The following is a 24,700-nucleotide window of genomic DNA, read 5'->3' on the forward strand; positions in this document are numbered from 1 at the left end:
AAATTAATATACCTACAAAACATTACCTTCCTTTATATAATCATAGATCTTATTATCAATTGATTTCTCCATAATCATATTCATCGTAACGACCGGCAATTCTTTTCCATTTTTATCTTGCATTTCAGTTTGTTCTACACTTGCTTTATCAGGTTTCGCTTTTCCTAAATAGTAAAAGTCGCTTCCCTCGTCATCATCTTTTTTCACAAAAATATGGACATCAATATTATTTTGTTTAGCATCAATAATTGTTTGAACTTCCTTTGATTTTAATGTTCTATTACTTCTTGTATACCATTTAAGAACATCTTGATTAAGGAATTCATCACCATAATTCACACTCGATTCTACCTCATCGTTTTTATGATATGTGACAAATATTGGGCAAGTACCGTATTTGGTTTTATAGCCATACATAGTTGAAGTCTCATCAATGTGCCAATTTAAAAGTTTACATGCATCTTTTCTTGAGTATTTTTTATATATAGTAAGGTTACTATCACACTCATAGTTTTTGTTCTTTTCTTTCGCACTTTTAATGATGTCCATTACCATGTACTTGAAGTATTCATTCTGTTCTAAACTTTCTCGGATTAGATCATTAAACATGTACTTATTATCTTCTTGTAACGCGAGAATTGGCTTTTCACCATATTTTTTCTGGTTATTCTGTGTGAAAAACGATAACTCAAAAACCCGCTGCACAGAAGTAATCGTAGCATCATCTGTTAAGCAATTAGATTCTTCAAGTTGTTTTATATACTCATCCTTATCAACTTTTTCTTGCTTTAATAATAAGTCTAACAAAACGATTTCGTTTTTACGTTTTCCATTCAATACTTCCAATGAAAACATCGTTAAAACTTTATTTTCGTACTCTGTTAATGCAGGGACATCTTCTTTCATTTTCAATAAGAACTGATGATAGTTCGCATATCCTTCTGCAAGTACAACTGGATCAATAGAGTGGTTTACTATAAAGTCATATAGATATGGAGTTCTTCCTATTCTATTTTTCAACTCAGCAAAAGCTTCCTTCAATACTTTCATAGCTGTTAAATTGCTATTATTAATCGCTCTAAAGATCTGCTTTTTCGCTATCTCTTCAAAGTTAACTGTTGAAATACCTTTAATATAACTCGTGTCATTTGTATATCTACGTATATTATCTTTATTTTGTGATCTATCTCCTGAAAGGGCAATCGGAATTAAATAGTTATTTTTATAGTTTCCAATAAAATCAATAATCGTAACAAAATCTTTCGAATCGTGTTTTCGAAGTCCACGCCCCAGTTGCTGTATAAAGATAATACTTGATTGAGTTTGTCTTAACATGACAACTTGATTAACACTTGGAATATCAATTCCTTCATTAAAAATATCTACTGTTAAAATATAATCCAGTATGCCATTTTCTAATTGATTCACCCGCAGTTCTCTTTCCTCTTGGGAATGATCGCCGGTTAATGCAAATGTGCGAAAACCTCTATTATTTAAGGCATATGATAATTTTTCTGCCTCATCTTTTCGGCTGCAAAACATTAATCCTGTTACTTTCTCACCAGAATAACCATAGTATTTTACTTTTTCAACTACATGATCCACTCGCTCTTCCGTAACAAGTTTAGATAAAGCAGTAGTGTCATCTATCTTTTCACCATTATATTCAAAATCAGTTACTCCAAAATAATGAAAAGGACAAAGCATATCTTCTTCAAGTGCTTCTTGCAATCGAATTTCATAAGCAATATTGTAATCAAATAGCTCATAAATATTAAAATTGTCTGTACGTTCAGGCGTAGCAGTCATTCCCATTAAAAATTTCGGTTTAAAATAATCAATAACCCTATGATAAGAACTAGCACCAGCTTTATGAACTTCATCTATTAAAATATAATCGAATAGCTCAGGTTCAAATTGGTGTAAAGTGTCCTCTTTTGAAATAGTTTGGATCGTCGCAAATAAATATTTAGCATGTACTTGCTTATTTGATCCTGATAAAATCCCAAAATCCTCATCGGCTCCACCAAGAACTTTTTGAAAATCTGATTTCGCTTTATTTAATATTTGCTCTCGATGAACAATAAATAACATCCGTTTAGGCGCAAAATTTCTGACATCAAATGCTGAAAGATATGTCTTACCCGTTCCTGTTGTGGAAATAACTAAGCCTTTTTCTTCTCCAGCTTCTCGAATAGCTTGTATTTCTTTTAATGCAGCTTGTTGCATTTTATTTGGCGTAATTTTCAACGCTTCTTCAATTGCATTATGATATTGACCCGGTAATTCTATAACTCGATCTAGCAACTTAGTTTCTGCAACTTGTTCATATATTGTTTCGTAATTTGCAATCAACTCTTCAGTTAATACTTGAGAATGCTCCCAGACTTCTTCAAATTGATTTTTAAAATGTTGAACAATCTCTCCATCTTCATGCGATGTTAACTTGACGTTCCATTCATAGTTTACCTTCAAAGCATGTGCAGTCAGATTTGAACTACCAACTATTAATGAACAATGTGTTTGATTATCAAATATGTATCCCTTTGAATGAAAACCAGATAAGTTTGTTAATCTTACTTCTACATTTTCAAGTTTCATTAATTCTCTAAACACTTTTGGTGTATTAAAATTTAAGAATGTAGATGTTAATATACGTCCTTTAACTCCTTTTTGTTTAAGATCAAGGAAATGCGATTTTAAAGTCGCCAGCCCACTTTCCGTAATAAAAGCTACTGAGAAAATAAAGGCTGTACTATTTTCAAGCTCTTCCAACAATGAGCTTAAAACATTTTCATTTTTCTTCGTATTGTTTACTAATAATTTAGGCTTATATATTCCAGGATGATTATGTTTTTGATTAATAAATCCTTTATATAAAGACCCTTCTAACTTTTGAATGAAATTCTCCATATGATCACCATTTATGACAAATTTTTATACTAATTGTATTACTCACTGATTTAAAGTGCAAATTTATTACAATAAAAAAACTATCCGCATAAAACGAATAGTTTTTAATCAAATTACTTTACAATCGATTCTTTTGATAATTTCTCAATAGTTGGGATATCCGCAGGTGCCCATTCTAAAGCTGCTAGTTCATTCGGATATAACCATTTAATTGCTACGTGCTCAGTTAGAACTGGACTTCCTTCAACAAGTTTACAATAGAAAGTTTTCAAATGAACAATACCAAAATCATACTCATAGGCTGTATAATCAATTTGCTCACCAATCTGCACGCTACAATGCATTTCTTCATCAATTTCACGCTTTAACGCCTCTTGAGGTGTTTCTCCCTCTTCTATTTTCCCACCTGGAAATTCCCACATAAGAGGTAGCGATTTAGATGGTCCTCTTTGTGCACATAAAATTTTCTCATCTTGAACAATTACTGCTCCAACAACATAAATATTTTTCTTCATTATATCCTCCTTAAATCTCACAGAAACTCTATACTTTATGTTTCCACACTTTATAGACTGAAAAATGCCTTTTATATCTTTAAACGACTAATATATTTTTAATCAGTAAGCTAGATTTTATCTATCCCTATCTAGCCCTTTTAATGCAATTAGCCTAACACTCTCATCTCTTTTATATTATATAGAAGTAACTACAAAAATAAAGCCTGATTGAATACTTCCCTCTTACGCCTCTTTTTTCAACATTTCCTCATACCTAAAATCACATTGCTCCAACAACATCCTACTCTCCCCACTATCCTTATAATAAGAATTCCAACCCCGCTCCCTCAAAATCCCCTTCCAACTATCACTCTCCACCATCCTCTTAATCACACCATCCCAATAAGCAACCTCTTCCTCTGTCATATCTTTCGGGCCCATAATTCCTTTCCAGTGTTGGAAGATGACGTTGATGCCTTGTTCTTTCCAGGTTGGGATTTCTGGTAGTCGGTCTAGGCGTTTTGGTGCGGATACGGCTAATATTTTTATTTTGCCGGCTTTGTATTGTTTTTCGGCTTCGGATAGGGTCATGGTTGCGGCGTTAATTTGTTTATTCGTTAGGGCGTTTATGATTTTTTCTTTGTTTTCGTAGACGAAGAATTGTAGTTCGGCAGGGTTTATGCCGAATGCTTTGCTTACTTGTACAAATGATAGGTGATCGTCGTTTCCTAGGCCTGGTGCAACGCCGATTTTGAAGTTTTTCTTGTTTTGTTTTAGTTGTTCCATCAATTCGTTTGCGTTTTCTATGTTTGAGTCTTTTGATACGACAACGACTTCCCAGTCCGATGCGAGGGTTGCGAGCGGCGTGAAGTCTTTATATGTTAGTTTACTGTGGCCTAGTAGGTTGTTCGTTATGAGTAAGCTTGAGTTAATCGCGATTACGTGACCGCCTTTTTGTTTCGTATATTTCCATCCGACGTCACCGCTGCCGCCTACTTTGTTTGTGACTTTGATTGGTTTTGTGAAGATCTTTTCTTCTGTTAGTGTTTTTTGCATCGCTCGTGCCGTTAAGTCCCATCCTGCTCCTTGAACGTTTGGCGCAACGATTTCAACTTTGTCGATGTTCACTGTATTCGTATGGGATTTTTCCGAGGAACAACCAGCTATTACTCCTGTCATGATCCATATACATAGTAATAATCGCTTCTTCATAGTCCTCGTCCTATGCGATATTTTCGTTCTGGTCGTCCGATAATGCCGTATGTGTACTCTACTGTGCATTCGTTTGTCACTACTAAGTATTCTAAATATCTTCTTGCGGTTGTTCTGGAGGCACCCATTTGCTCTCCCATTTCTTCTATTGTAATGCCCTCTTCAAATCCTTTTATAATTCCTTTCACTTTTTGCAGTGTTAGCGGATCAACACCTGTCGGTAAGTTTTTCATTTCTTGTGTTTGTGAAGTACCGAAAAAGTTATCGATTAGCGCTTGATTTACTTCATTGTTACTATGTAATAGTTGCTTCTTTCTTTTATAGTCTTCAATTGTGCGAACAAATTTTTCTAACGTGACCGGTTTTATAAGGTAGTTACTTACGCCGTTTCGAATTGCTTTTTCTAACATATGGTTTTCATTCGCTGCTGTTACCATAATGACGTCAACGTTTGGAAAGTCAGCATGGATTTTCGGCAATAAGTCTGTACCAATTCCATCTGGTAAATAGTTATCTAATAGAAGTAAATCGATTTCTTCCTTTTGTAGTAGTTCCATCGTTTCTTTTGCATTTAATGCTTTTCCAATCACTTTTACGTCCTTTATTTTTGATAAAAACTCTTCCTGAATTTGCGCGACGCGGAAATCATCTTCTGCAATTGCAACCTTCAACATATGTCCATCCCCCTGTTTGTCATGTACTTTCTCTCAATGTTTTTTGGAAGGTAAATTGTAAAAATAGCTCCCCCATTTTTCTCGTTTTGAATTTCAATCGTTCCTTCTAGTACATCTACCATTTCTTTCACGTTTGGTAGTCCGTAACCACGATCATTTCCTTTCGTTGAAAACCCTTTTTGAAAAATGGTCGTGATTTTTTCTGCTGGTATTCCTATCCCGCTATCTATTACTTCAAATACAATATCGTGCCCAATATCCGTAACGAAGAAGGAAACACTCTTTTCCTCTCGTTCACTCACCGCATCAAACGCATTATCGATTATGTTTCCAAGGATCGTAATGAGGTGGGACACTTTTATATGGTCTGGTAACGGATGAAGTGCACTATCCCCTTCAATATGAAAATCAATTTTCTTCTCAGACGCTTTTCCGAGTTTCCCTAATAAAATAGCTTGTACTTTCGCATCGTGAATTTGATGGAATAAAATATGGTTTTGGCTTTGATGAATATTAGATTCTTGTTGGATAAATTCAATCGCTTCTTTGTAATGCCCTAACTGAAGTAATCCTGATAAGACGAAAAGCTTATTTGTAAATTCATGTGTTTGAGCGCGTAAGTCCTCAGAATACTTTCTTACCTCAGATATTGTGTTCACAAGGTTTTGCAGTTCTGTTTTATCTCTAAAACTACATACAATTCCTACCGTACTGTTATTTTCAAGTATCGGTGTCCTGTTTAAAATAAACACTTTATCTTGAAACGCGATTTCTTGATCGCTTTCTAACGCTCTCTCCATATTAAATTCCGGTAAAACTTTTGAAATGTGTTGCTGCATATAATCATCATTTACATGTAGCATCTCTTCTGCAGACGTGTTCATCATCGTAATCAAACCGTTTTGATCAATAGCGATAATTCCTTCTTTTATAGATAGTAGTATTGCACTTCGTTCCCGGTATAGCGCTGCGATTTCATTCGGCTCTAAACCGAGTGTATCTTTACGAATACTACGTGCTAAAAGAATGCCACCAATGATTCCAGCTAGTAATACACCTAAGGAAAAGAGGATAATTTCTTTCGTTCTGCTTAATATGTTAGATTCGATACCTTTTATTGAAAACTCTACTGTTACAACGCCTACTACTTGATCGTAGTCTTCGTTATGAACAATAATAGGTGCCTTTGCCATTAAGGCTGGACCACTTACACCATTTCCTTCAAGCGTATAGTACCCTCCAAAAGTGAGTGCCTCATAGTTATACGGGTTGTTACTCTTTGTTCCAATCAACTCAGAATTAGAATGGGAATACATAACCCCATAACGATCTTCTATAATTACATAATCTGCACCAGCTTGCTCACGAACTTGTTCCGCAATAGATTGGATCGTGCTTTTATGTTCGTTATTTTGAAAAGCATCTTTTATCTCTTCCGGCAAGAAGACTCCATCTGATTTGTGTTACGGGTGAAACCTAACAATTCAGGTGGAGATGAATTGCCGTCAGCAGGTAGGCTGAACGCTTTTGTTTCGTTCATAACAATTTTTGAGGGCGAATGTTTGTTTCTTTTTGTCCTACGATATTATGTAGATAAGAAGGGAATAGATTGTAAGGCAACGAAATTAGATAATGATTATCATTCAGCTACTTAAGCCAAAAGTAATGAATACGCTTAATGAACTTTCTAAGAAAGGTGGTGAAAACAATGGCTAGAAAGAAGGCAGTGAAAGTATTACGGAAACAAAAGAAAAGAGAAACCATGCAACGGTTCACGCAGAAACAGAATATCGGACGAGCTTGCCTTACTGCAAAAGAATTTCGTTTACTTCAGCGCATGGCGCATAGTTCAAAAGCACTGCGAAATGTTGGGTTGTACACGATAAAACAAAGTTATTTGAACGATAATAAAATGGCTACTGTAAAAGAAGTGGACAATGCCATGCAGGCTGATATGAACTACTCGGGCGTTCAATCAAACTCTGTTCAAGCGATTCGTAGAGCCTTATTTACAGAAATGAAGAGCTTTTTTAAAGCGTTGGAACAGTGGAAGAAACATCCTGATAAGTTCACAGGTCGTCCGAAGTTTCCGAATTATTCTCGTTCCACTGACAAACGAATCATTGAAATCTATCAAGTGCCAAAAGTGGATGAGAACGGGTATTGGATCATTCCAATGAATGTTGCATTCAGAAAAAAATTCGGTTCCATTAAAATACGTATGCCGAAAAACTTAAGAAATAAAAAAATCTCCTACATTGAGATTGTACCGAAGCAAAAAGGTCGGTTCTTTGAGGTGCATTATACATATGAAATGCACGTCTCTCAAATGAAGAAACAACCCACGACTACGAGTAACGCTTTGAGTTGCGATTTAGGTGTAGACAGATTAGTAAGTTGCGTAACAACTACAGGTGATACCTTCTTAATTGATGGAAAAAAACTAAAATCCATTAACCAATACTTCAACAAAGTGATACGTAATCTACAACAGAAAAATATGGAGAATGGACTTTCGAAACGAGTTGTAACGAATCAAATGGCTGCACTTTGGCATAAACGAGAACGACAAATACATGGTTACATTTCACAAACTGTAGGCCTGTTGTTCAAAAAAGTGAAAGCATTTGGCATAGATACGATTGTCGTAGGGTATAACGCTGGTTGGAAACAAAAATCTGATATGGGAAAAAAGAATAATCAAAAGTTTGTGCAAATCCCCTTTCATAAACTGATTGTAGCAATTGAGAATAAATGTATAAAAGAAGGCATCCGATTTGTAAAACAAGAAGAAAGCTATACTTCAAAAGCTAGTTTTCTGGATAAAGATCCGGTTCCAGTTTGGTCTAATGGCGATAAGACTCATTATCTTTTTAGCGGAAAACGAATCACTCGTGGTCTGTACCAAAGTAAAGCAGGAACATGTATCCACGCTGATATTAATGGCGCGTTGAATACATTGCAAAAATCAAGAATTGTAGAATGGGATGACAATCTGAAAGTGAAAACGCCGATTCTATTAAAAGTGCAAAAACGTAAGGCTGTTGCTTCGCGCATAGCTTAGTGGGTGTGTCAACCATCCATGTGTACTCGACTTGTCGGGGCTTGTAGCACACGCCGGATTCATCTGAGTGGTGGCTTCTTCTGCAAGGAAGAACTGCTCTTTTTCGAAAGGGTGGTGCAAGTGGGAAAGCAATCGTTCGTTGCCAGTACCAACCAAAAACATACTTGGGGTGTTACCATAAGGAGGCATGAGTGCTAGAGCGTCAAACTGTCTAGAGATAGACGAAAAGACCTAGTGTTTGAACTCAAGCCCCCACTGAAACGCCTCATCTCAGTGGGGGTAGTTGACAGCTGGCATAAAAGAAAGAGATTTAGCCGTTTGCAGTGCTAGCTGCTCCACTTGGCGCTTCGTATCAACGGACTGAATGTAAACAAATATTCCCGCTAATAGGAGAACAACAAATAAAATTAACGCAATAATTAAGCTTACTATTTTCGTTTGTAATGACACTTTGCGTGATTTTTTCATACCCCATATCCTTTGATGAAATATTCAAAACTATCAATCTCCTTTTCTATTATTATGACAAAACTGAAAATGAAGCAACTATTAAAATTCTCCGTGTACATAAAGTACAAAAAGAATAAAATTGTCATAACATTGAGATTTTATTTCGCAGACAGTACAATCCAACTATGATGAACACGCTTTCATAATTATCATTTTATTTATAAGCAAGAGGAGGAATTAGTATGGCTCAAGTAAAATCAAACCGAGTCGCCGGCAATATCTTTAAAGGTTCCGTCGGTAATTTAATTGAATGGTACGACTGGTACGTTTACTCTGCTTTCGCCGTTTATTTTTCAGCAGAGTTCTTTCCTAAAGGCGATCCAACGAGTCAGTTACTAAACACAGCGGCTATTTTCGCAGTTGGGTTTTTAATGCGTCCTATCGGAAGTTTATTAATGGGACGCTATGCCGATCGGCACGGACGCCGGGCAGCATTAACACTTTCGATTACGGTTATGGCCGGTGGTTCTTTAATTATCGCCTGTACCCCTAGTTACGAAAGCATCGGTATTATGGCACCCATTATTTTAGTTCTTGCCCGTTTACTACAAGGATTATCACTCGGCGGAGAGTACGGAACTTCCGCAACGTATTTATCTGAAATGGCTAGTAGTGGTCGCCGTGGCTTTTATTCAAGTTTCCAATATGTCACGCTCGTTGCTGGGCAAATGGTTGCGTTAGGCGTTCAAATTGTTCTTCAGCAATTACTAAGCGAACCAGATATGAAATCTTGGGGCTGGCGCATTCCATTTATTATTGGAGCGATGGGCGCAGTAGCTGTATTATGGCTTCGCCGCACGATGGATGAATCGGAGCAATTCGCAAACATAAAATCACAAAAACGCGAAAGCGCAGGAACCGTTCGCGCGCTTATGAAGCACCCGAAAGCAGTATTAACAGTAGTCGGCCTAACACTAGGAGGCACTGTCGCATTTTATACGTACACAACATATTTACAAAAGTTCATGGTAAACACAGTCGGTCTTCCGAAAGAAGTTGTAAGCTGGATTAACTTTGTCGCACTACTTATTTTCGTCGTACTTCAACCAATTGCAGGACTACTATCCGATAAAATCGGACGCCGCCCATTATTAATGGCATTCGGTATTCTTGGAACATTACTAACAGCACCGATCTTCTTCTTCATGGAAAAAACGACAGAACCAATCGTAGCATTTTTACTCATGATGGTCGGTCTCATTATCGTTACTGGTTACACTTCGATTAACGCAATTGTAAAAGCAGAACTCTTCCCAACTGAAATTCGCGCACTTGGCGTAGGTTTACCATATGCACTAACAGTTGCGATATTTGGCGGAACAGCTGAGTTCATCGCATTATGGCTAAAGAGTATCGGAATGGAATCACTATTCTACTTCTACGTAGCTGGATGTATCGCGATTAGCTTTATTACGTATTGGCGTATGGCTGAGTCATCGAAGACTTCGCAGATTGAGGCGGAGCTTGGTGGTGGAGATAAACTAGCTAATAATAAGTCTAGTTAAAATGATGTATTCTATAATCTTCGTTTATCTGAACTCGATTTACTTTATCTAAGAAGGCATAATTCATTAAGATATAATTTAAAAACCTCTACTTATATGTAGGGGGTTTTGTATGACGAAAAAACACGTATTATCGACAATTGCAAAAAGCCGGAGATTTTGCCAATGTAGAATCCATTGGTACTCACACCATGCGAAAAACCTTCGGCTATTGGTTCTATAAACAAATAAAAGATGTTGCTATGTTACAAGAAATTCTTAACCATAGCACACCACACATCCCCCTGAAATATATTGGAATTAATAAAGAAGAAAAAGATAATATTCTTGATACATTTCAAATTTAATTCACTTAAAATTACTATTTCAATCATCATAAAAAAGACCTTTTATTTTAAAATAAAAGGTCTTTTTTATAAACATATATGTATTAAGATTTATATTTTTTTACTGTACAAGGAATAGTTACAATGTACAAATCAATAGCATAGATTGTAACCCAGATACCTTTACCTTCAGCTTCTAACTTTTTATCTAGTTGAGACAAATGCTCTGAAACTTTTCTTTTTCCCCATCTTCTAGGAAACCATTGAAAAACCTTAGGAACATTATATTTTTTATTATACCAAGTATTCAATCTCCAAAAAATGAAAAGAACCAAAACAATAATTATGATACGAAAAATATCAGAATATGAAATTCCTAAAACCATATTATATTTTCTCCATTTTCACTAAAACTCAGATAATTTACTTCTTAATTCTAATTCATCCTCTGTTTCGAAACCCTTAAATAATAAATGAATTATTTGATTATGATTAAAAAACACATTATATTCTTTTGATAAATTACCATGAGGATATGGACAAGAAACATAATCGCATAATTTATTATCAGCTTGTTGTTGCTTTCTTCCATAAATCATAAGAGGTTGATTAATTTCTTCTATAAGAGCTACAGAACCAATTGGTAATAATTAGCCTCCAATTGGAAAATAAGGGACAAACAAGGACAATCTACTTAGCTACCCTAAGATTTTAATGGTTTAATATTTTGATTTTCAAGTTTGCCTTCACAAATTCCTGTTAACACTGATAATAAGAAAAACAGGCCGTAACGGGCGATCAATTTGATCATAAAGGTCATACGCTTCGCCAAGTGGAACATCCGAATCATGTGGTTGTTCACCCTGTAACAATTACTAACAGCGCGTAGAAAACATTTGGATAAATAAGAGGCAAATAAATGATTAAAAAGTTGTAACCCCTACTATAAGAAATACTATTATTACTAAAGGAAGAATGATAATCATAAAGGATATTATTATTGTTAATAATGCTTTCCATGCTGAAAATTGGTGTGCTTCTCCTAAACATTTTAAGGAAATAATGATTGTCCAAATTCCAATAACTATATCAATTATGGCAAAAATAAGAAACAAAATCGTTAAAGTTATGCTACTCTCCATTTTCGGTGTCTCACTCGTAAAGTTTTCTATCCCAAACAAGAAAAATGAAGGCACCCAAACTAATATAAGAGAGTAAACGTAAGGGATATAAGAATAGGCAACTGAGTAACGTGTTTTCTCAAAGGTACCTTGTCCACCAAGTTTTTTTGCCACCCAATTAAATAACGCTGGTAGCAAAAAATAATAAATTAAGAAAGCAACGAAGGTACCGAATATAACCATTGAGATTATTGAAACTGGACTACTTATTGAATCCCCCATATTTTTAGAAGATGCTCGATCTAAAGTCTGTACGAATGAGCCTAGTAAAATGAGTAAAAACACATTCTTTGGTTTGGATATAAAAATTTCTTTCATTGTATCACGTGGTTTTGTCCAAATGGAGAACCAAGGATTAAGCGCACGTTTAAATTGATTTTCTGGAGTTTCCATATAAAAAACATTCCCCTTTCTTAAAACATATTAAATGCAAATCCCTAATTATCCCAATTATGTACATATAAATATTAAAGCATAAATAGTCGATTATTTAATTTCATCTGAAACTTAGGGGGAGTGCTTCTTAGCAATTACCTCTATATTTTCTTACATTTTTAACTATGGGCTGATTAGTTACTTTCATTTTTGAGTACCTCACATTCTTTAATACACGGGATAAACAGCTATAATCTTATCATCAATAAGAACAAACCTAATTTCCATTCCTTCAGATGTTTTACCACAATATAATCTTCCACTTATACATCTTTTATTGCTATAAGCCTCGTAAATGGCTTCCATAAGAAGAATGCAATTATACACTTGAAATGCAACAAATCCTCTTTAAAAGCCTATACGTATTTTCCCTCCATCGTCTATATGCTTACGTAAATAATAATACTTATGGAGTTCTATAATCATATAAAACAAAGCAAACGAAAACACTGTGCATGCAGACATAAATACAATTGCCCCCATCTGTTGTGTTGCAATGCTAAGAATTATATTAGCAATTAACTGCCCCGATCCAGCTGCAATAGCTGCTACTTTTACACCACCAGTTCCTTTCGATGATTTTGATTTTTTTCTTGGTTCCTGAAGTTTTTCAATATGATTTTTATAAAAATGATACAAAGCGAAACTATACAAACCAAATGAAAGAATAAAATAGATGGGAGTTTGTAATTGTAACACTTCATAAGCATATTTTTGAGTTATAACTAATAATCCGACTGAACATATGGCGCCATATACTCCTCGAAATAGAGTGTATTGTAACTGTCGTTTCCGAGGATTGATAGCAATCCATATCGCCCACAAATTTAAAAAAACAACTGGAGGAGTTACTATATATACATAGAGTAATCGAAAAGGATTCGCAAACGCAGGCAAAAGAACAAACACGTCTGCCCCCAAAAGGACAAGAACAATTACGTGGACTCTTATTTCATTTACAGGATAAAGAGCCATATAATGTGCAAAAGCTTTCTTATTAAAATCTATACTTTTTTTCATGTTAATTAGACCACCCCGTTACTGTTCCAATCAGTAAAAGTTTCATAACTATTCATTCTCTCCCCCTAAATTTATCCATAATATTATGAGCAACTATATTCCATAGTAAAGAAAGTACGGTAACAAAAAGTACAGCTAAAGAAAAATAAATCCTATCCTTCCATGTATCATGTACAATCATGCCTAGTATAATCATTATTAACGCACCAACACATATAACTATTTTTGAAAATTTTCGCATTCTATTATCTCGCTTCCTTCTCAAACTTAAATGAAACTCCTGCGGAATCTATAACCATACCCACCTATTACAATCTCACCTTTGGAACTTATATCATAATCACCTAATACAGGTATATAATTAGGTATCTTAATTTTAGTAATTTCCGCTTCATATGTTTGCAATACTATCAACGTTTCAGATGTCCTTTATACATTCCTTATCTAATTTTTAAAAACAAATCCAAACTATATATTTAAAAAAATAAAAGCGGACTCATAAATGCCAACTTTTACTTTTTATTTTTTAATATACATTATGAAAGATTTAAAATTAATTCTGCTAAACTATCACAAATAACTTCGAAGCTTCCGCTTTCATAATCTTCTAATTTCACTTGTCCATTTTCATTATCTACAACTACCAAGAGACCATTGAATTCCATACCAATAGGAATATTATTCAGTTGATTATCATGTGCGCCTTGGTACCCTTGTAAAGATACATAAAAATCATGCAGTTCAATTCCTGGTATAACAGAATTTAATTCAAAATCATAACCTAAATAATTACCTCCTAAGTCTAAAAACCAATAAGAATTATAATATTCTTTAATTGAATTATATAATTGTATCCCCAAATCTTTTTCTATATTAGAAAAATCATGAATTATATTTTTTTCTAACGGTTTCCAGAATACGTATCCCTCTATATCTGGTTCTCCTTCATAGATAAAAGCCTCTGCTTCTTCTATCCATAAAGATTTTGGCAATGAATTATTACAATCTTGCCACTCTCTAATTATTTTATCAAAACAATTTTTCATTTCATTTTTCATTTTTTTATTTACCGCCTAATGTATGATGTTCAATAAATTTCTGAAGCATTTCTACATATCCTGCATCTTTTCCCCCATGCTCCAATCGATTTTTCTGCGTTATGAATCCCTCCAAAACCAGGATGTAGTGGCAGCGGAACACCAACAGCTTGACCACCACCAATATGGTGATGGACTAATTTAGTTCCACGTAATCCAGTAAAATCATATTGTAGAAATTCCCCTCTAAATCATTAAGGATTTAGAGGGGAATTTCTTTATGACATAAGTAATATCATTTCTTATTAAATTTACTGTGTATCAGTTCAAAGAATTTATTTGTACCAAGTGAAATTGCGCCAATAATAAGAACACCAATAATAAAATAAATCTTTTTAAATAAGTTGTAAGGAGATAAAATAGCAACTACAAGAAGTATTATAATTGCAACGAATGTGACTAATTTCCCAACTTTAAATGCTTGCATATCAGCTTTCCTCCTTCTGGATAAAAACAGCCAATATAGTCATACATCACAGGTTCTTTAACCATAAGTTTTTGTTTCCTTCCATAAATCACAATACTTAAAATTCAATAAACCTCTTTAAAAGGTTTCATGTGTTCTACCCCCATCTTCTATATGCTTCCTTAAATAATAGTACCTATGGAGTTCCATAATGAAATGAAACAACATAAACGAAAGCATGGAGTATACACACATTAATACAATTGCTACCATCTTTTGTGTTGCAAAACCAAGACTGATATTAGCAATGAGTTGACCCAATCCTACAAAAGCCACTACTCCAAAACTAGAGTTTTTTTTCGATGATTTTGATTTTTTGATTGATTCCTGAAGTTTTTTAATATGATTTTTATAATAATAATGCAAAGCAAAAATATACAAACCAACCGAAAAAATAAAATAGATAGGTGTTTGTAATCCTAACATTCCATATGCAAACTTTTGGGTTATAACTAATAATCCTACTGAACATACGATGCCAAATACCCCACGAAATAGAGTGTATTGTAATTGTCGCTTCCTAGGATTTATAACAATCCATATTGCCCATACATTTAAAAAAGCAACTGGTGGAACTATTATGTACATATATATCGGTTGAACAGGATTCGCAAAAGCAGGTAAAAGCACAAATATATCTGCTATCCCAATCACAAGAGTAATTATAGTCGATCTTATATCATTTACAGCATAAAGAGCCATATAATATTCAAAAACTTTTTTATTAAAATCTGTATTTTTTTTCATGTTAATTAAACCACCCCCGCTACTGTTAACCAAGCTTTTTTCGAACCCGTTTTCACCCTATCCTTAATACTATTATCTTCACCATCACCATCTAAATCAACATCCCATTTTACACCTTCTGTGAAATATTATTCCCTTCTCGAAAAGAAGATCAACCCATTAATAAAATCTAGGCTTATCAAAAATTTCAAAAAGCCAAAGATTTTGCTGTTATCGAATCTATTGGGACTCGCACCATGCGCAAAAGCTTCGGCTATTGGTTCTATAAACAAAAGATGTCGCTATGTTACAAGAAATACTCAATTATAGCACTCTATAAATTACACTGAAATATATTGGTATCAATAAGGAAGAAAAAGATAATATACTAGATAATTTCTATATCTAATCATATATGATCAACATAAAGAAAAATTTGATATACAATCAGATTTAAAAACATTACTTAATAATTCTTTGAATTAAATTGGAGCTGATTCTCTACTTAAAAAACATGATTACTATATATTTCACCAGAATACAGATTCAAAACTATTTAATTAAAGACTAAAAAAAGCATCTATCTTTAGATGCTTTTTTCAATCCAAAAACTATTTTTCTTTTTTCCATGATATTCGAAATTCCCCACCATGTTCTTCCGTTTTAATTTTAACCTTATATGTATCATCCTTAGGCACTTTAATATTTTTTTCGCCTTCGCCACTATTAAACTCTAGTATTGTATTATCATTTGAATCCACAACATAAGCAATTATAGTTCCTTGTTTAGTTTTATCATCAAAAGAAAAAATCCAATTCTCACCTTTTTTAACTTTCCTATCTTGAGTTGCAGATCCAGTAAATTTTCTATAATCTCCAGAGATACTACCTGATACACTATCTGAAGAACCATGAACTTTACCACCAACAATAGTTCCCTCTCTTGTAAAACAACCACTAAGAATTACTAAACACAAAACAAATAAAATTGTATTTTTAAAAATTCCCACTATCATTACCCCTTCTATTCCCAATAAAATTTTCACCATTAAACTTATAAAAATAACTATAATAAAAAATTATATCCATTAAGATATATATATTTTATTATAGTTATAAATTCCAAATTATTATTTCAAATCTTCACGCAACTTAATTTCATCCTCATTTATGTAACCAGTAAAAATAACTTCTGATATGTATTCATGGTTAAAAAATATATTATATTCAGTTGAAACATTTCCAATAGGATAATAACATGCCACATAATCCCAAGTTTCCTTAGTTTTTGGATCTTCCTGTTTTCTACCATATATCACCAAAGGTTGCTCCCATGTTTTAAATTTCACAACCGAACCTATTGGAAGTAGTTCTAACTCTAAATTTTGTACCATCTTAGTTTCCCCTTCTTAAAATAGCCTTTTTTATAAGGAAATAAGTGATAGAAAACAACAAACAAGTACCAATTGTACCAAAAACTGCAACCGAAATGTTACCTGCTAATGTTTCATTTGGATCCAATGCATTAGGTAAAATTGTACCAAAAATTGCAATACAAGCTAATATAATCATAAAATATTTAAATTGTTTCACTTTTTTATTCATGCTACTTATCTCCTTTATTCCTTAACATTAACTTCTAAACCAAATCCCTATAAACCTACATCAGGACCAAATGGTGCATGGAATTTGAATCCACTTTTTCCAGCTTCAAAAGACCCCCCGAGTGTTCCAAGCGATGCTGATCCCCCAGTTTGTAACTTTTTATCCATAAATGGAATAGGAATTTTTATAACACTCTCATATTTTACTAGAGTAGCTTCAGCTCCTATATGTAAATTTCCATTTTCCACATGAGCACCTAAATCTACAGTAGCAAGAGCTACTTTAGCCTCAGCTCCTATTCCAAATCCTTTAATATTCTCTAGTTCTATTCCGGCTTGGGCTACTGTAAAACCAACCATTTGGTAATAGTTTCATTGATACTTTTGCCTTCTAAATATTAAATGAATTTTGCGAATTATAAATCCAATTCTTTTTCTTATTGTCTATACGTTTATAGATATACTCTACTGTAAAGTATGCAATAACATTGCAAATTAGTGACAGACCTATAAGTAAAAGTTTATCTTCTAACCGTATAGTAGAAGAAACCCCAATTAACAATATAAACATAATACATACAGTAAAAGTCAGAATTCTATTTATTGTACGCATATCTTAATTACTCCAGTCTTATATTAATCCCGTTTTTTTGTAAATTTATCATAAAATTTCTCTTGCGCCCACCTTCCGAATTTTAAAAAACATATTAAACCTGCTCCCAAAAGAATGAGAACGATAGTTCCTAACAATTTTTCCCACCAATTGTTGGATGGAGTAATCATTAATCCTATAATAGATACAGATATTACGACATAAACTAAAATATATAATGGTTTATACGATGGAGTTTTCATATCATTTTTTCTCCTCAGGTTTTTCAAATTTAAAACTACTTCCCATAGTAAACCCCTCTAAAACAGAAACTGTTATACCAGTTTCTTTTCCAACGCTACCTTTCAAACCTATTGCACCCAATCACAAGAGTAATTATAGTCGATCTTATATCATTTACAGCATAAAGAGCCATATAATATTCAAAAGCTTTTTTATTAAAATCTGTATTTTTTTTCATGTTAATTAAACCACCCCGCTACTGTTAACCAAGTTTTTTTCATTTCCCCTTTAATACATAATGAGCAAAATATATATTGGTTGATTTTACCGAACGCATCATAAGATTTTATTGTGAATTTTCAAACTTCTAATCTTCTATTGAATATTAGCATATAATCAATTCTAATCATGAAACATTCTACCTTTTATAATGATTTTGGATAAGTTATAAATAGCCTCTACCTATTAATATTGTATAATTCAATAAATTTGTTAAGACTGTCTTCTAATCTCTTAATTGTGTTTGGATACTTTTTTGAATAACCCTCGCACATTTTTTTAAAATAATGATAAAGTGTTTGATAATTAATTATTACCTCATCACCACTGTATAATACAAATTCTACCCCTTCAAATGAATCTCCATTGGCAATATCATACTCATCCAAATCTCCTGGAAAAGTACATGCGCCATATTCCTCTCCAAATCCTACTCCTTCACAAACTGAATTGATTACCTTTAAAAATCTTTCATCATCTACCATATTAAACACTGCTTGTATAGGAAAATGGGTTAAATCTAGTAAATCCTCATCTTTTAATCTAAATTCTCTTTGCATACATATCTCTCCTCGTATATCTTTAATTTATTCTGGAAAAAAAGAAGAGATTTCTCCACCTTTATGGTATCCTCTCCAAGTTATTTCTTTACCGTCAACACCTGCCCCTTCTCTCGAAAGAACTCCATCACTGGTTTTTAATTTAGCGTCATTAGCTGCTTCAATTCCACGGTTAATAAATTCCTTATCACTTATAATTTTAGGATCATAAATGTTGTTTGTGAATACTTTATTTCCATACTCTCCTGTAGGGGTGCCATCCATATTTAACTTAGGCATATTGTATTCTACTGTTTTTACACCTAGAATTTTTGAAGGTGATTCACTGACTATTTTTAATATTGTTTTTAAAGAACTCTTCACTGTTGTGTGCTCCATCAATACCTCTCCTTCTTGGAACAGAGGGATCTATGTTTTTAATATGATTTTCTAATTTAGAAGTCGTTTTAAAGGTATTATCGATTTCTTTTTTCTTCGCTTTAAACTTTCTAGTAATTTAATGGTGAATGTTTTTGATACTTTTTACCTATTATGGACATTAAAAAAGCTTATGCAGGTTATACATAAGCTTTTTTACTCATGATTAGATATTTTTCAAATGCTACACCTTAAAGCAAGTCTTAAAAAGGTTAAATATAATAGTCAGGATTTTCATCCATTTTAATTAAAAATTCTTCTAAAGAATCCGCTATTTTCTCATCTTCAGAGTAAGTGGGACATTGACCTAATTCATTTTCCTCTTTAAATTTAATTGTTAAAAAGTTAAGTTCTGTTACTTCAAAAAACACTAATGAATCATCATCATCTAGGTTTGGATTATATTCATAAATATCTTGCCTTAAACGGAAATCTGCAACTGAAATCGGGTCCATAAATCTGTTGAAAAACGTTCTTGTATCAGACTTTAAAAAACCACAACCTATTTCTTGATAAAAGCGTTTCAGTTCTTTTGGAAGTTCCATTTGTAATAAGCTTTCTGCCTCATCTATCTCATCTTGATATATAGGATAGAAAATAGGTTTTTGTTTAGAACGGACACTTCTGTCTGCTACAACATATTCTTTTAAAAAATTAAACATAATTTTTAATACCCCCTATTAAAGAAGGGTTATTTTTAACGCTTCCTCAAGCATTGTATTAAAATTATTATATGTGTTCATTACCGTACCTGATGGTTTATCAAGTTCTAAATAAGTACCGTCTGATAAGCTCTTACAAAACCACGCAATATTTGAATCGCCAAAGAAAAGATACTCTTTTTGAAATTCATTTTCATACCAAATCTCATTCGTGTCTATAAAGCCGCAAATATGTTCATCTTTTTTTGTTTCTAGTAAAGAAGAATCAACTCCGTAAAGTACCAGTCCATCAAAGTCTAAACCATTTACAGTTTTAAGAAACTCTTCGTATTCCCTCGGTAAATCAACATTAAATTTCTCTTTTACATGTTCTCTTAATCTTTGAACTTCAGTATCCGTTGCGGGTGTATTCAGCTTATAATTAACACTTTTCAATATATCTCCAATTTCCAAAATCATATTTTTCCACATATAAAAACCTCTTTCTAAATTTATTCCCCTTTAGGGTAGATATTGTATTTTGGTATAGGCCAGCTTATGTCTACACTATCTCCAGGTTGTAAGCCTTTAGTTAATGTACGTTGTGTATTAGTTATAGCTTTATGATATGGGTGATTTTGTATTAAAGTTAAATTTTCAAATGCATTTGTCCCTCCATCATCTAATGGAAGATTATGATGTACTTGCCACCCTATTGGAGGCTTTCCTCTTTTCATCAATTCTATATCCCCATCTAATATACCAGCATTCTTAAGTTCAGCAAGCTTAGCAGGGTCATTAACTAAGGATTTAAGAAAATCTTTTCTCACACTCCTATCAAATTCCTTTCGAAGTTGTTCAGCTTCTTCTCGAGTTCTCTTAGAGTAAGTAATTTCATCAACTTTAACATCTTTAAGAATTACATCTTCTCCATATAATTTACCAACAAAAATGTCACCATCCGTAGTCCTTTTAGTATATTGATAAGGTGATAGCTTATCCTTAGCTGTTTGATAAGTATCAATAAAGCTAGATTTTAAAGAACTTCCCCCAATACCAGCATAAGCAAAACGGTTTCCAATGTTTAAATTAAAATTATTTAATACGTTTATTGCATTTCTATATGTAGCAGAATTAGTTACTCTGGACATACCTTTTGTTAGATTTGCAGTAGTTGCTACCTTCGATACTTTACTTAATCCTTTATCACCAATAAGTCCTAATCCAACTTGTGTTAAAGCATAACTTCCCCATTTAGCACGACTTTCAGCATCTCCATTTATTACATCATTAATAAATGAATCTGACAATACATTATACATCGTACTGAGGGTATCAATAGGGTGCAAAGCAGCGTTCCCCATGTTTTCCCACGTTTCCCAATCTCCTAAAGCTTTTATTCCGTCTATTGTATCGCTAACTGCTTGTCCCGTACCATCTACAATACCGTCCCAAATTTTTTCACCAGTAGATTTTTCAGGTAGCTTACCACACATTTCACCTTCTTCAATTGAATTGGTAGCTTGTCGTGCCCTCTCTTCTGTAATCCCTTGAATTGAAGTTGTCCATTCCATATTCAACCCTTGCGTACTAAATGTACCACTTGCAGGACTAAACCCTTTCCCACTTTGAACTTCCGCAAGACCTGCAGCAATACTAGCTGCTAATTGAAGGGCTGTACTATAATTATTACTAGAGGTCTGATTGAATTGATACAAATGATCCAGCTTTTCTTGCAGTTTTTTCCTCATCACAGTAAAAAGATTCGCCATAGCGTCCATACCTGGGATTGGCATAGCTTGACTGATGGCTTCCATACTTGCTTTCATTCGGTCAATTTCTCGAATTTGTTCTAATATTTCTTGTTCAATTACATCTGTGGAAGCGACTTGTGATTGAAATTGACTTGGAAAAGCATCGTTCTGGCGAATTAACTCTTCACACAGATAAATGATTCCTTGCGCTAAAGGACGAAAGGTTTGTACAAAAAATGATTTTGCACTGCTATAAGTTTGTCCTTGTAGAACAGTATCAATTGCAAAGGCATCAATTGACTGAATGACTTGTTCCATACCTTGAATAGTAGCGTTACATACAGCATTCATACTTTGAGTTTGGCCTTGTACTTCTCCTAAATACATATTTAAGCTCATGCATTGACCTCCCTCGCTAATTGTTGTTGTTGATAGGAAAGGTCGTTTTCTAAATCACTAAGGTTTCGTCTTTCTTTAAGCAACGTTTCTTTTTGGTTTTCTAATTCAAATGTGACTTTTCGTTCAATATGTTGTGCCTCTTGATATGTATTCATAAAAAACTGAGACATTTCTCTATCACCATGCCAAGTTCCTAAAATTCGATCAAACAAACGATGGTTTCGACCTCTCCATTCATAAAAATCTGCTTCCGCTTGCTCCTGAATGTGAATCGCGGATTGATTTCGGTCTTGTTCTTCAAATACACTTCTTAACTTTTGATTTACTTGATTGATTTGTTTTTCAATATCTTGACTCATTATATTCCTCCTACTATTTTACCTTTACGTAGGTTGTCACATTAGCGAAAAGTGTTGTGAAGTTCGTTATCCATTCTCTCAAACTCTTGGGCTACTGAATGAATATTATCGACCGCTTGTTGAAAGGCAGTGGAAAATTGTTTCGTAAAATCTAACATTTGTTGATTCGCTTCTTGTGCTTTGGAATTAACAGATAGTGTTGTATGCGTCGCCTTTGTTATAGAACGATTTGTTGCACTTTGGATTATATTCGAAGCTGTTCTCATCTGCGTAGCAATTTGTTGTGCCGTTTGAAAATTACTTTGAAATTGTCCCATCACTCAAATCCTTTCTCTAATTTTCAGAAGATGCCAAAGAAATCCCAATAAATATATGAAAATTCCCTATTAATATCACTCTTTTTAAACATGTGTCCAGCTAAGTTGGGCATGCAATCAAATGAGCCATACACTATAAGCTGTATGGCTCATTTGAAATGCCTGTTATATAGAGTATGACAATTTTTATTTCAAACCGAAATTACGTGATAATTCTTCATCATGAGAAGCAACAGCTTCTGCAGTTTTATTAAGCTGCATATTAATTTCTTGTAATAGCTGTGCGAAGTTTTGTACTTTCGGCTTTAATTGATTGAACTGTTGATCAAAACCTTCGAAAGCACGACCTTCCCATTCTCCTCTTAATTCATTTTGTAAATTTTGTAGTTGACTTAAAATGTCCTCAATTTGATTTGCACCTTGTCCATATTGAGCTGCTTTTGATTTAAGCTCCTCTGGTGACATACGAATTTGTCCAGCCATTTTCATTTCCCCTTTAATACATAATGAGCAAAATATAAATTGGTTAATTTTACTAAATATATTATAACGTATTATTTTGAACTTTAAAACATTTTATCTTTCTATTGAATATTAGAATATTAATATTCAACTTTTTCTTACTTTACAAGATTTTATGCAAAAAAGACCACCAAAAGGCAGTCCCTCAAAACTCAATCCCGTCCCGCGCTCCACTACTTTCTCATACAAATAATTCGCAACGATAATATCTACTACAGCCAAACCAACTGATTTGAAAATAGTAATCTCTTCATCATTTTCGTGACCAGCTTTTCCCCCTTATAATTTAACCAATTTCGGCGTGGAGATTGCTAGTTTTATCAAAATTTGAAGATTACCTGTTTCTAGATCCTATTCAATTAAGCAATCCTACAAATGCCTCTTCTTCCTCATCTATAAAACCTACAAATATAATTCCTTCAATATCCTCATGATTAAATACAAATGTATAATCAGGATTCATGTATCCTTCTGGATAAAAACAGCCAATATAGTCATACATCACAAGTTCTTTAATCCCAAGTTTTTGTTTTCTTCCATAGTTATTTATGTGAATTCAGCTCGTTTTTTTGTTTTGGGTGAAAAAATTTTTAACTTGATAGCAATGTGGTGCTGCACCTATTAGGCAAATTTGACAAAGAAAAGATACCCAAAGGTGCCTTCCTCCCACTTGAACCATCTTAATTTTATTGTGTTGTTATTATATAAGAAAAGAAGACATCACTTAAGATGTCTTCTTTTCTTGTACACTTGGTGTTAAGAAGGTATTTATTGCTTAAAAACCATAAAAAAATATAACAATCATCGAGTAAATCTATTATAGCATCAATAAATAGAGTTTTTATATGCATTTTTACATATATATAGATTTATTTATGTTTTATCTATATAGTTAAATTGTCTGTTTCTTGTTTTAATTCGTTTGTTTATTTTGAGTGCTCCAGCAATGGAGCCTTTTTTTATGCAATAAAACATTTTCTTAGCATTACTTAGTTGATCTATATTAACTTTACCCTCTTAAATTATATCTATATTTTACCAAACAATTATGTAGATAACCAGTTTTTTCTAATAATCTAGTGGATTGATAATTTTAATGGTAGTTATTAATACTTACAGGAAAATTCAGTATGCAATGGAAATTGAGAAATCAAGAATTATAAAAAACTTATAGTATCTTTTGTAAAAGTATATTTATAATTTGTATATTAATATGTTATAATTTAATTTCTAAAACTACCAAAAAAGGACTGCCAGTAATGAACTGAACCCAAAAAATTAGACAAATATATTAAGCAGCTACTAAGGATTGAACTCTGTATTGCACAGGGGACAATCCTTTTAGTTTTGTTTTAATTCTTTTGTGATTGTAGTAATGAATATAAGT

Annotated in this window: 27 protein-coding genes and 8 pseudogenes; 4 read left to right on the forward strand and 31 right to left on the reverse strand. The window is 33.3% G+C overall.

Annotated elements, in window-relative coordinates; genetic code table 11:
* Window positions 1-12: 12 nt before the first annotated feature.
* The 5 genes and pseudogenes from EBQ15_RS28980 to EBQ15_RS29000 form a co-directional block, all read right to left on the reverse strand.
* On the reverse strand, window positions 13-2,913 hold the full coding sequence (locus EBQ15_RS28980) for a DEAD/DEAH box helicase (RefSeq protein ID WP_000427039.1): 2,901 nt from the start codon (window positions 2,911-2,913) through the stop codon (window positions 13-15).
* A gap of 113 nt (window positions 2,914-3,026) precedes the next feature.
* A complete protein-coding gene (locus EBQ15_RS28985) occupies window positions 3,027-3,428 on the reverse strand; it encodes a (deoxy)nucleoside triphosphate pyrophosphohydrolase (RefSeq protein WP_000739608.1) in 402 nt (133 codons plus the stop codon).
* A gap of 225 nt (window positions 3,429-3,653) precedes the next feature.
* Window positions 3,654-4,622 carry a tripartite tricarboxylate transporter substrate binding protein gene (locus EBQ15_RS28990; protein ID WP_000746636.1) on the reverse strand — a complete coding sequence of 323 codons (969 nt, stop codon included), beginning with the start codon at window positions 4,620-4,622 and terminating at the stop codon, window positions 3,654-3,656.
* Complete coding sequence (locus EBQ15_RS28995; RefSeq protein ID WP_000921540.1) at window positions 4,619-5,296, reverse strand: response regulator; 678 nt, start codon at window positions 5,294-5,296, stop codon at window positions 4,619-4,621. Before EBQ15_RS28995 ends, EBQ15_RS28990 begins: the two co-directional genes overlap by 4 nt.
* Window positions 5,297-5,315: 19 nt before the next feature.
* Window positions 5,316-6,741 (reverse strand): annotated as a pseudogene (locus EBQ15_RS29000) (ATP-binding protein); the annotation flags it as partial.
* Between the two features lie 263 nt (window positions 6,742-7,004).
* Between EBQ15_RS29000 and EBQ15_RS29010 the strand changes: the two are divergent.
* A complete protein-coding gene (locus EBQ15_RS29010; protein ID WP_000101447.1) occupies window positions 7,005-8,360 on the forward strand; it encodes an RNA-guided endonuclease TnpB family protein in 1,356 nt (451 codons plus the stop codon).
* A 285-nt stretch (window positions 8,361-8,645) separates the two neighbouring features.
* On the opposite strand, the pseudogene EBQ15_RS29020 reads toward EBQ15_RS29010, so the two are convergent.
* Window positions 8,646-8,828 (reverse strand): annotated as a pseudogene (locus EBQ15_RS29020) (sensor histidine kinase); the annotation flags it as partial.
* Between the two features lie 224 nt (window positions 8,829-9,052).
* On the opposite strand from EBQ15_RS29020, the gene EBQ15_RS29025 reads away from it, so the two are divergent.
* Together EBQ15_RS29025 and EBQ15_RS29030 are read left to right on the forward strand one after the other, a co-directional pair.
* Window positions 9,053-10,375: an MFS transporter gene (locus EBQ15_RS29025; RefSeq protein WP_000079872.1), complete on the forward strand. Its 1,323-nt coding sequence runs from the start codon at window positions 9,053-9,055 to the stop codon at window positions 10,373-10,375.
* A gap of 131 nt (window positions 10,376-10,506) precedes the next feature.
* Window positions 10,507-10,722 (forward strand): annotated as a pseudogene (locus EBQ15_RS29030) (site-specific integrase); the annotation flags it as partial.
* 83 nt (window positions 10,723-10,805) lie between these two features.
* Here the strand turns inward: EBQ15_RS29030 and EBQ15_RS29035 are convergent.
* The 9 genes and pseudogenes from EBQ15_RS29035 to EBQ15_RS29080 all read right to left on the reverse strand — a co-directional run bounded on the left by EBQ15_RS29035 (window position 10,806) and on the right by EBQ15_RS29080 (window position 15,647).
* Window positions 10,806-11,087, reverse strand: coding sequence for a hypothetical protein (locus EBQ15_RS29035; RefSeq protein WP_000242741.1), 282 nt, complete (start codon window positions 11,085-11,087; stop codon window positions 10,806-10,808).
* A gap of 21 nt (window positions 11,088-11,108) precedes the next feature.
* Window positions 11,109-11,300, reverse strand: coding sequence for a DUF4176 domain-containing protein (locus EBQ15_RS29040; RefSeq protein WP_000639126.1), 192 nt, complete (start codon window positions 11,298-11,300; stop codon window positions 11,109-11,111).
* Between the two features lie 324 nt (window positions 11,301-11,624).
* Window positions 11,625-12,275 carry a Yip1 family protein gene (locus EBQ15_RS29045; RefSeq protein ID WP_000449726.1) on the reverse strand — a complete coding sequence of 217 codons (651 nt, stop codon included), beginning with the start codon at window positions 12,273-12,275 and terminating at the stop codon, window positions 11,625-11,627.
* Between the two features lie 390 nt (window positions 12,276-12,665).
* On the reverse strand, window positions 12,666-13,337 hold the full coding sequence (locus EBQ15_RS29055) for a hypothetical protein (protein WP_000748167.1): 672 nt from the start codon (window positions 13,335-13,337) through the stop codon (window positions 12,666-12,668).
* Between the two features lie 536 nt (window positions 13,338-13,873).
* Window positions 13,874-14,395: a SecY-interacting protein Syd gene (locus tag EBQ15_RS29065; protein WP_000787239.1), complete on the reverse strand. Its 522-nt coding sequence runs from the start codon at window positions 14,393-14,395 to the stop codon at window positions 13,874-13,876.
* A gap of 29 nt (window positions 14,396-14,424) precedes the next feature.
* Window positions 14,425-14,562 (reverse strand): annotated as a pseudogene (locus EBQ15_RS31720) (hypothetical protein); the annotation flags it as partial.
* 107 nt (window positions 14,563-14,669) lie between these two features.
* Window positions 14,670-14,861, reverse strand: a complete 192-nt coding sequence (locus EBQ15_RS29070) for a hypothetical protein (protein ID WP_001147554.1) — start codon at window positions 14,859-14,861, stop codon at window positions 14,670-14,672.
* A gap of 11 nt (window positions 14,862-14,872) precedes the next feature.
* Window positions 14,873-14,965 (reverse strand): annotated as a pseudogene (locus EBQ15_RS29075) (DUF4176 domain-containing protein); the annotation flags it as partial.
* 13 nt (window positions 14,966-14,978) lie between these two features.
* Window positions 14,979-15,647 carry a hypothetical protein gene (locus EBQ15_RS29080; RefSeq protein ID WP_000742396.1) on the reverse strand — a complete coding sequence of 223 codons (669 nt, stop codon included), beginning with the start codon at window positions 15,645-15,647 and terminating at the stop codon, window positions 14,979-14,981.
* Between the two features lie 128 nt (window positions 15,648-15,775).
* Between EBQ15_RS29080 and EBQ15_RS31725 the strand changes: the two are divergent.
* Window positions 15,776-16,035 (forward strand): annotated as a pseudogene (locus tag EBQ15_RS31725) (site-specific integrase); the annotation flags it as partial.
* Window positions 16,036-16,237: 202 nt separating this feature from the next.
* On the opposite strand, the gene EBQ15_RS29090 reads toward EBQ15_RS31725, so the two are convergent.
* The 16 genes and pseudogenes from EBQ15_RS29090 to EBQ15_RS29170 form a co-directional block, all read right to left on the reverse strand.
* The gene (locus EBQ15_RS29090; RefSeq protein ID WP_001999201.1) at window positions 16,238-16,675 is read right to left on the reverse strand and encodes a hypothetical protein; all 438 of its coding nucleotides are present in this window, start codon (window positions 16,673-16,675) and stop codon (window positions 16,238-16,240) included.
* A gap of 81 nt (window positions 16,676-16,756) precedes the next feature.
* A complete protein-coding gene (locus tag EBQ15_RS29095) occupies window positions 16,757-17,020 on the reverse strand; it encodes a DUF4176 domain-containing protein (RefSeq protein ID WP_000250497.1) in 264 nt (87 codons plus the stop codon).
* A gap of 1 nt (window position 17,021) precedes the next feature.
* Entirely contained in the window at window positions 17,022-17,231 is a 210-nt protein-coding gene (locus EBQ15_RS29100) for a hypothetical protein (protein ID WP_001036924.1), read from the reverse strand.
* 47 nt (window positions 17,232-17,278) lie between these two features.
* A complete protein-coding gene (locus EBQ15_RS29105; RefSeq protein WP_001999202.1) occupies window positions 17,279-17,590 on the reverse strand; it encodes a hypothetical protein in 312 nt (103 codons plus the stop codon).
* A 276-nt stretch (window positions 17,591-17,866) separates the two neighbouring features.
* The gene (locus EBQ15_RS29115; protein WP_000856866.1) at window positions 17,867-18,085 is read right to left on the reverse strand and encodes a hypothetical protein; all 219 of its coding nucleotides are present in this window, start codon (window positions 18,083-18,085) and stop codon (window positions 17,867-17,869) included.
* Window positions 18,086-18,523: 438 nt separating this feature from the next.
* Entirely contained in the window at window positions 18,524-18,904 is a 381-nt protein-coding gene (gene cdiI / locus EBQ15_RS29120; protein WP_001188530.1) for a ribonuclease toxin immunity protein CdiI, read from the reverse strand.
* 27 nt (window positions 18,905-18,931) lie between these two features.
* A complete protein-coding gene (locus EBQ15_RS29125; RefSeq protein WP_001999206.1) occupies window positions 18,932-19,282 on the reverse strand; it encodes a CdiA family toxin C-terminal domain-containing protein in 351 nt (116 codons plus the stop codon).
* 251 nt (window positions 19,283-19,533) lie between these two features.
* Window positions 19,534-19,983 (reverse strand): SMI1/KNR4 family protein, encoded by a 450-nt coding sequence (locus EBQ15_RS29130; RefSeq protein WP_000481681.1) that lies wholly within the window; start codon window positions 19,981-19,983, stop codon window positions 19,534-19,536.
* Between the two features lie 18 nt (window positions 19,984-20,001).
* Window positions 20,002-20,454 (reverse strand): YrhA family protein, encoded by a 453-nt coding sequence (locus tag EBQ15_RS29135; RefSeq protein ID WP_000265802.1) that lies wholly within the window; start codon window positions 20,452-20,454, stop codon window positions 20,002-20,004.
* A gap of 20 nt (window positions 20,455-20,474) precedes the next feature.
* A complete protein-coding gene (locus EBQ15_RS29140; protein WP_000056053.1) occupies window positions 20,475-22,115 on the reverse strand; it encodes a T7SS effector LXG polymorphic toxin in 1,641 nt (546 codons plus the stop codon).
* Window positions 22,112-22,474 carry a DUF3958 family protein gene (locus tag EBQ15_RS29145; protein ID WP_000076120.1) on the reverse strand — a complete coding sequence of 121 codons (363 nt, stop codon included), beginning with the start codon at window positions 22,472-22,474 and terminating at the stop codon, window positions 22,112-22,114. Before EBQ15_RS29145 ends, EBQ15_RS29140 begins: the two co-directional genes overlap by 4 nt.
* Before the next feature lie 41 nt (window positions 22,475-22,515).
* Entirely contained in the window at window positions 22,516-22,791 is a 276-nt protein-coding gene (locus EBQ15_RS29150; protein ID WP_000529652.1) for a TIGR04197 family type VII secretion effector, read from the reverse strand.
* A gap of 186 nt (window positions 22,792-22,977) precedes the next feature.
* Window positions 22,978-23,274, reverse strand: coding sequence for a WXG100 family type VII secretion target (locus tag EBQ15_RS29155; RefSeq protein ID WP_000918587.1), 297 nt, complete (start codon window positions 23,272-23,274; stop codon window positions 22,978-22,980).
* Window positions 23,275-23,400: 126 nt separating this feature from the next.
* Window positions 23,401-23,592, reverse strand: a pseudogene (locus EBQ15_RS29160) (hypothetical protein); the annotation flags it as partial.
* 76 nt (window positions 23,593-23,668) lie between these two features.
* A pseudogene (locus EBQ15_RS29165) lies at window positions 23,669-23,854 on the reverse strand (DUF4176 domain-containing protein); the annotation flags it as partial.
* Window positions 23,855-24,604: 750 nt separating this feature from the next.
* On the reverse strand, window positions 24,605-24,700 hold a 96-nt coding region (locus EBQ15_RS29170; protein WP_130055901.1), incomplete at its 5' end, for an IS3 family transposase.

The sequence above is a fragment of the Bacillus sp. 2D03 genome (genome assembly GCF_003946765.1).
Lineage (GTDB): Bacteria > Bacillota > Bacilli > Bacillales > Bacillaceae_G > Bacillus_A > Bacillus_A cereus.

Excerpts from the sequence above, each read along its gene's own strand:
- EBQ15_RS29055 (WP_000748167.1), bottom strand. The coding sequence starts at position 13,337 with ATGAAAAAAAGTATAGATTTTAATAAGAAAGCTTTTGCACATTATATG.
- EBQ15_RS29130 (WP_000481681.1), bottom strand. The coding sequence starts at position 19,983 with ATGTTTAATTTTTTAAAAGAATATGTTGTAGCAGACAGAAGTGTCCGT.
- EBQ15_RS29135 (WP_000265802.1), bottom strand. The coding sequence starts at position 20,454 with ATGTGGAAAAATATGATTTTGGAAATTGGAGATATATTGAAAAGTGTT.
- EBQ15_RS29040 (WP_000639126.1), bottom strand. The coding sequence starts at position 11,300 with ATGATTTATGGAAGAAAGCAACAACAAGCTGATAATAAATTATGCGAT.
- EBQ15_RS29065 (WP_000787239.1), bottom strand. The coding sequence starts at position 14,395 with ATGAAAAATGAAATGAAAAATTGTTTTGATAAAATAATTAGAGAGTGG.
- EBQ15_RS29100 (WP_001036924.1), bottom strand. The coding sequence starts at position 17,231 with ATGAATAAAAAAGTGAAACAATTTAAATATTTTATGATTATATTAGCT.
- EBQ15_RS29025 (WP_000079872.1), top strand. The coding sequence starts at position 9,053 with ATGGCTCAAGTAAAATCAAACCGAGTCGCCGGCAATATCTTTAAAGGT.
- EBQ15_RS29095 (WP_000250497.1), bottom strand. The coding sequence starts at position 17,020 with ATGGTACAAAATTTAGAGTTAGAACTACTTCCAATAGGTTCGGTTGTG.
- EBQ15_RS29105 (WP_001999202.1), bottom strand. The coding sequence starts at position 17,590 with ATGGTTGGTTTTACAGTAGCCCAAGCCGGAATAGAACTAGAGAATATT.
- EBQ15_RS29080 (WP_000742396.1), bottom strand. The coding sequence starts at position 15,647 with ATGAAAAAAAATACAGATTTTAATAAAAAAGTTTTTGAATATTATATG.
- EBQ15_RS29145 (WP_000076120.1), bottom strand. The coding sequence starts at position 22,474 with ATGAGTCAAGATATTGAAAAACAAATCAATCAAGTAAATCAAAAGTTA.
- EBQ15_RS29140 (WP_000056053.1), bottom strand. The coding sequence starts at position 22,115 with ATGAGCTTAAATATGTATTTAGGAGAAGTACAAGGCCAAACTCAAAGT.
- EBQ15_RS28990 (WP_000746636.1), bottom strand. The coding sequence starts at position 4,622 with ATGAAGAAGCGATTATTACTATGTATATGGATCATGACAGGAGTAATA.
- EBQ15_RS29090 (WP_001999201.1), bottom strand. The coding sequence starts at position 16,675 with ATGGTGAAAATTTTATTGGGAATAGAAGGGGTAATGATAGTGGGAATT.
- EBQ15_RS29115 (WP_000856866.1), bottom strand. The coding sequence starts at position 18,085 with ATGAAAACTCCATCGTATAAACCATTATATATTTTAGTTTATGTCGTA.
- cdiI (WP_001188530.1), bottom strand. The coding sequence starts at position 18,904 with ATGCAAAGAGAATTTAGATTAAAAGATGAGGATTTACTAGATTTAACC.
- EBQ15_RS29070 (WP_001147554.1), bottom strand. The coding sequence starts at position 14,861 with ATGCAAGCATTTAAAGTTGGGAAATTAGTCACATTCGTTGCAATTATA.
- EBQ15_RS28985 (WP_000739608.1), bottom strand. The coding sequence starts at position 3,428 with ATGAAGAAAAATATTTATGTTGTTGGAGCAGTAATTGTTCAAGATGAG.
- EBQ15_RS29150 (WP_000529652.1), bottom strand. The coding sequence starts at position 22,791 with ATGGGACAATTTCAAAGTAATTTTCAAACGGCACAACAAATTGCTACG.
- EBQ15_RS28980 (WP_000427039.1), bottom strand. The coding sequence starts at position 2,913 with ATGGAGAATTTCATTCAAAAGTTAGAAGGGTCTTTATATAAAGGATTT.
- EBQ15_RS29125 (WP_001999206.1), bottom strand. The coding sequence starts at position 19,282 with ATGGAGCACACAACAGTGAAGAGTTCTTTAAAAACAATATTAAAAATA.
- EBQ15_RS29010 (WP_000101447.1), top strand. The coding sequence starts at position 7,005 with ATGGCTAGAAAGAAGGCAGTGAAAGTATTACGGAAACAAAAGAAAAGA.
- EBQ15_RS29155 (WP_000918587.1), bottom strand. The coding sequence starts at position 23,274 with ATGGCTGGACAAATTCGTATGTCACCAGAGGAGCTTAAATCAAAAGCA.
- EBQ15_RS29035 (WP_000242741.1), bottom strand. The coding sequence starts at position 11,087 with ATGGTTTTAGGAATTTCATATTCTGATATTTTTCGTATCATAATTATT.
- EBQ15_RS28995 (WP_000921540.1), bottom strand. The coding sequence starts at position 5,296 with ATGTTGAAGGTTGCAATTGCAGAAGATGATTTCCGCGTCGCGCAAATT.
- EBQ15_RS29045 (WP_000449726.1), bottom strand. The coding sequence starts at position 12,275 with ATGGAAACTCCAGAAAATCAATTTAAACGTGCGCTTAATCCTTGGTTC.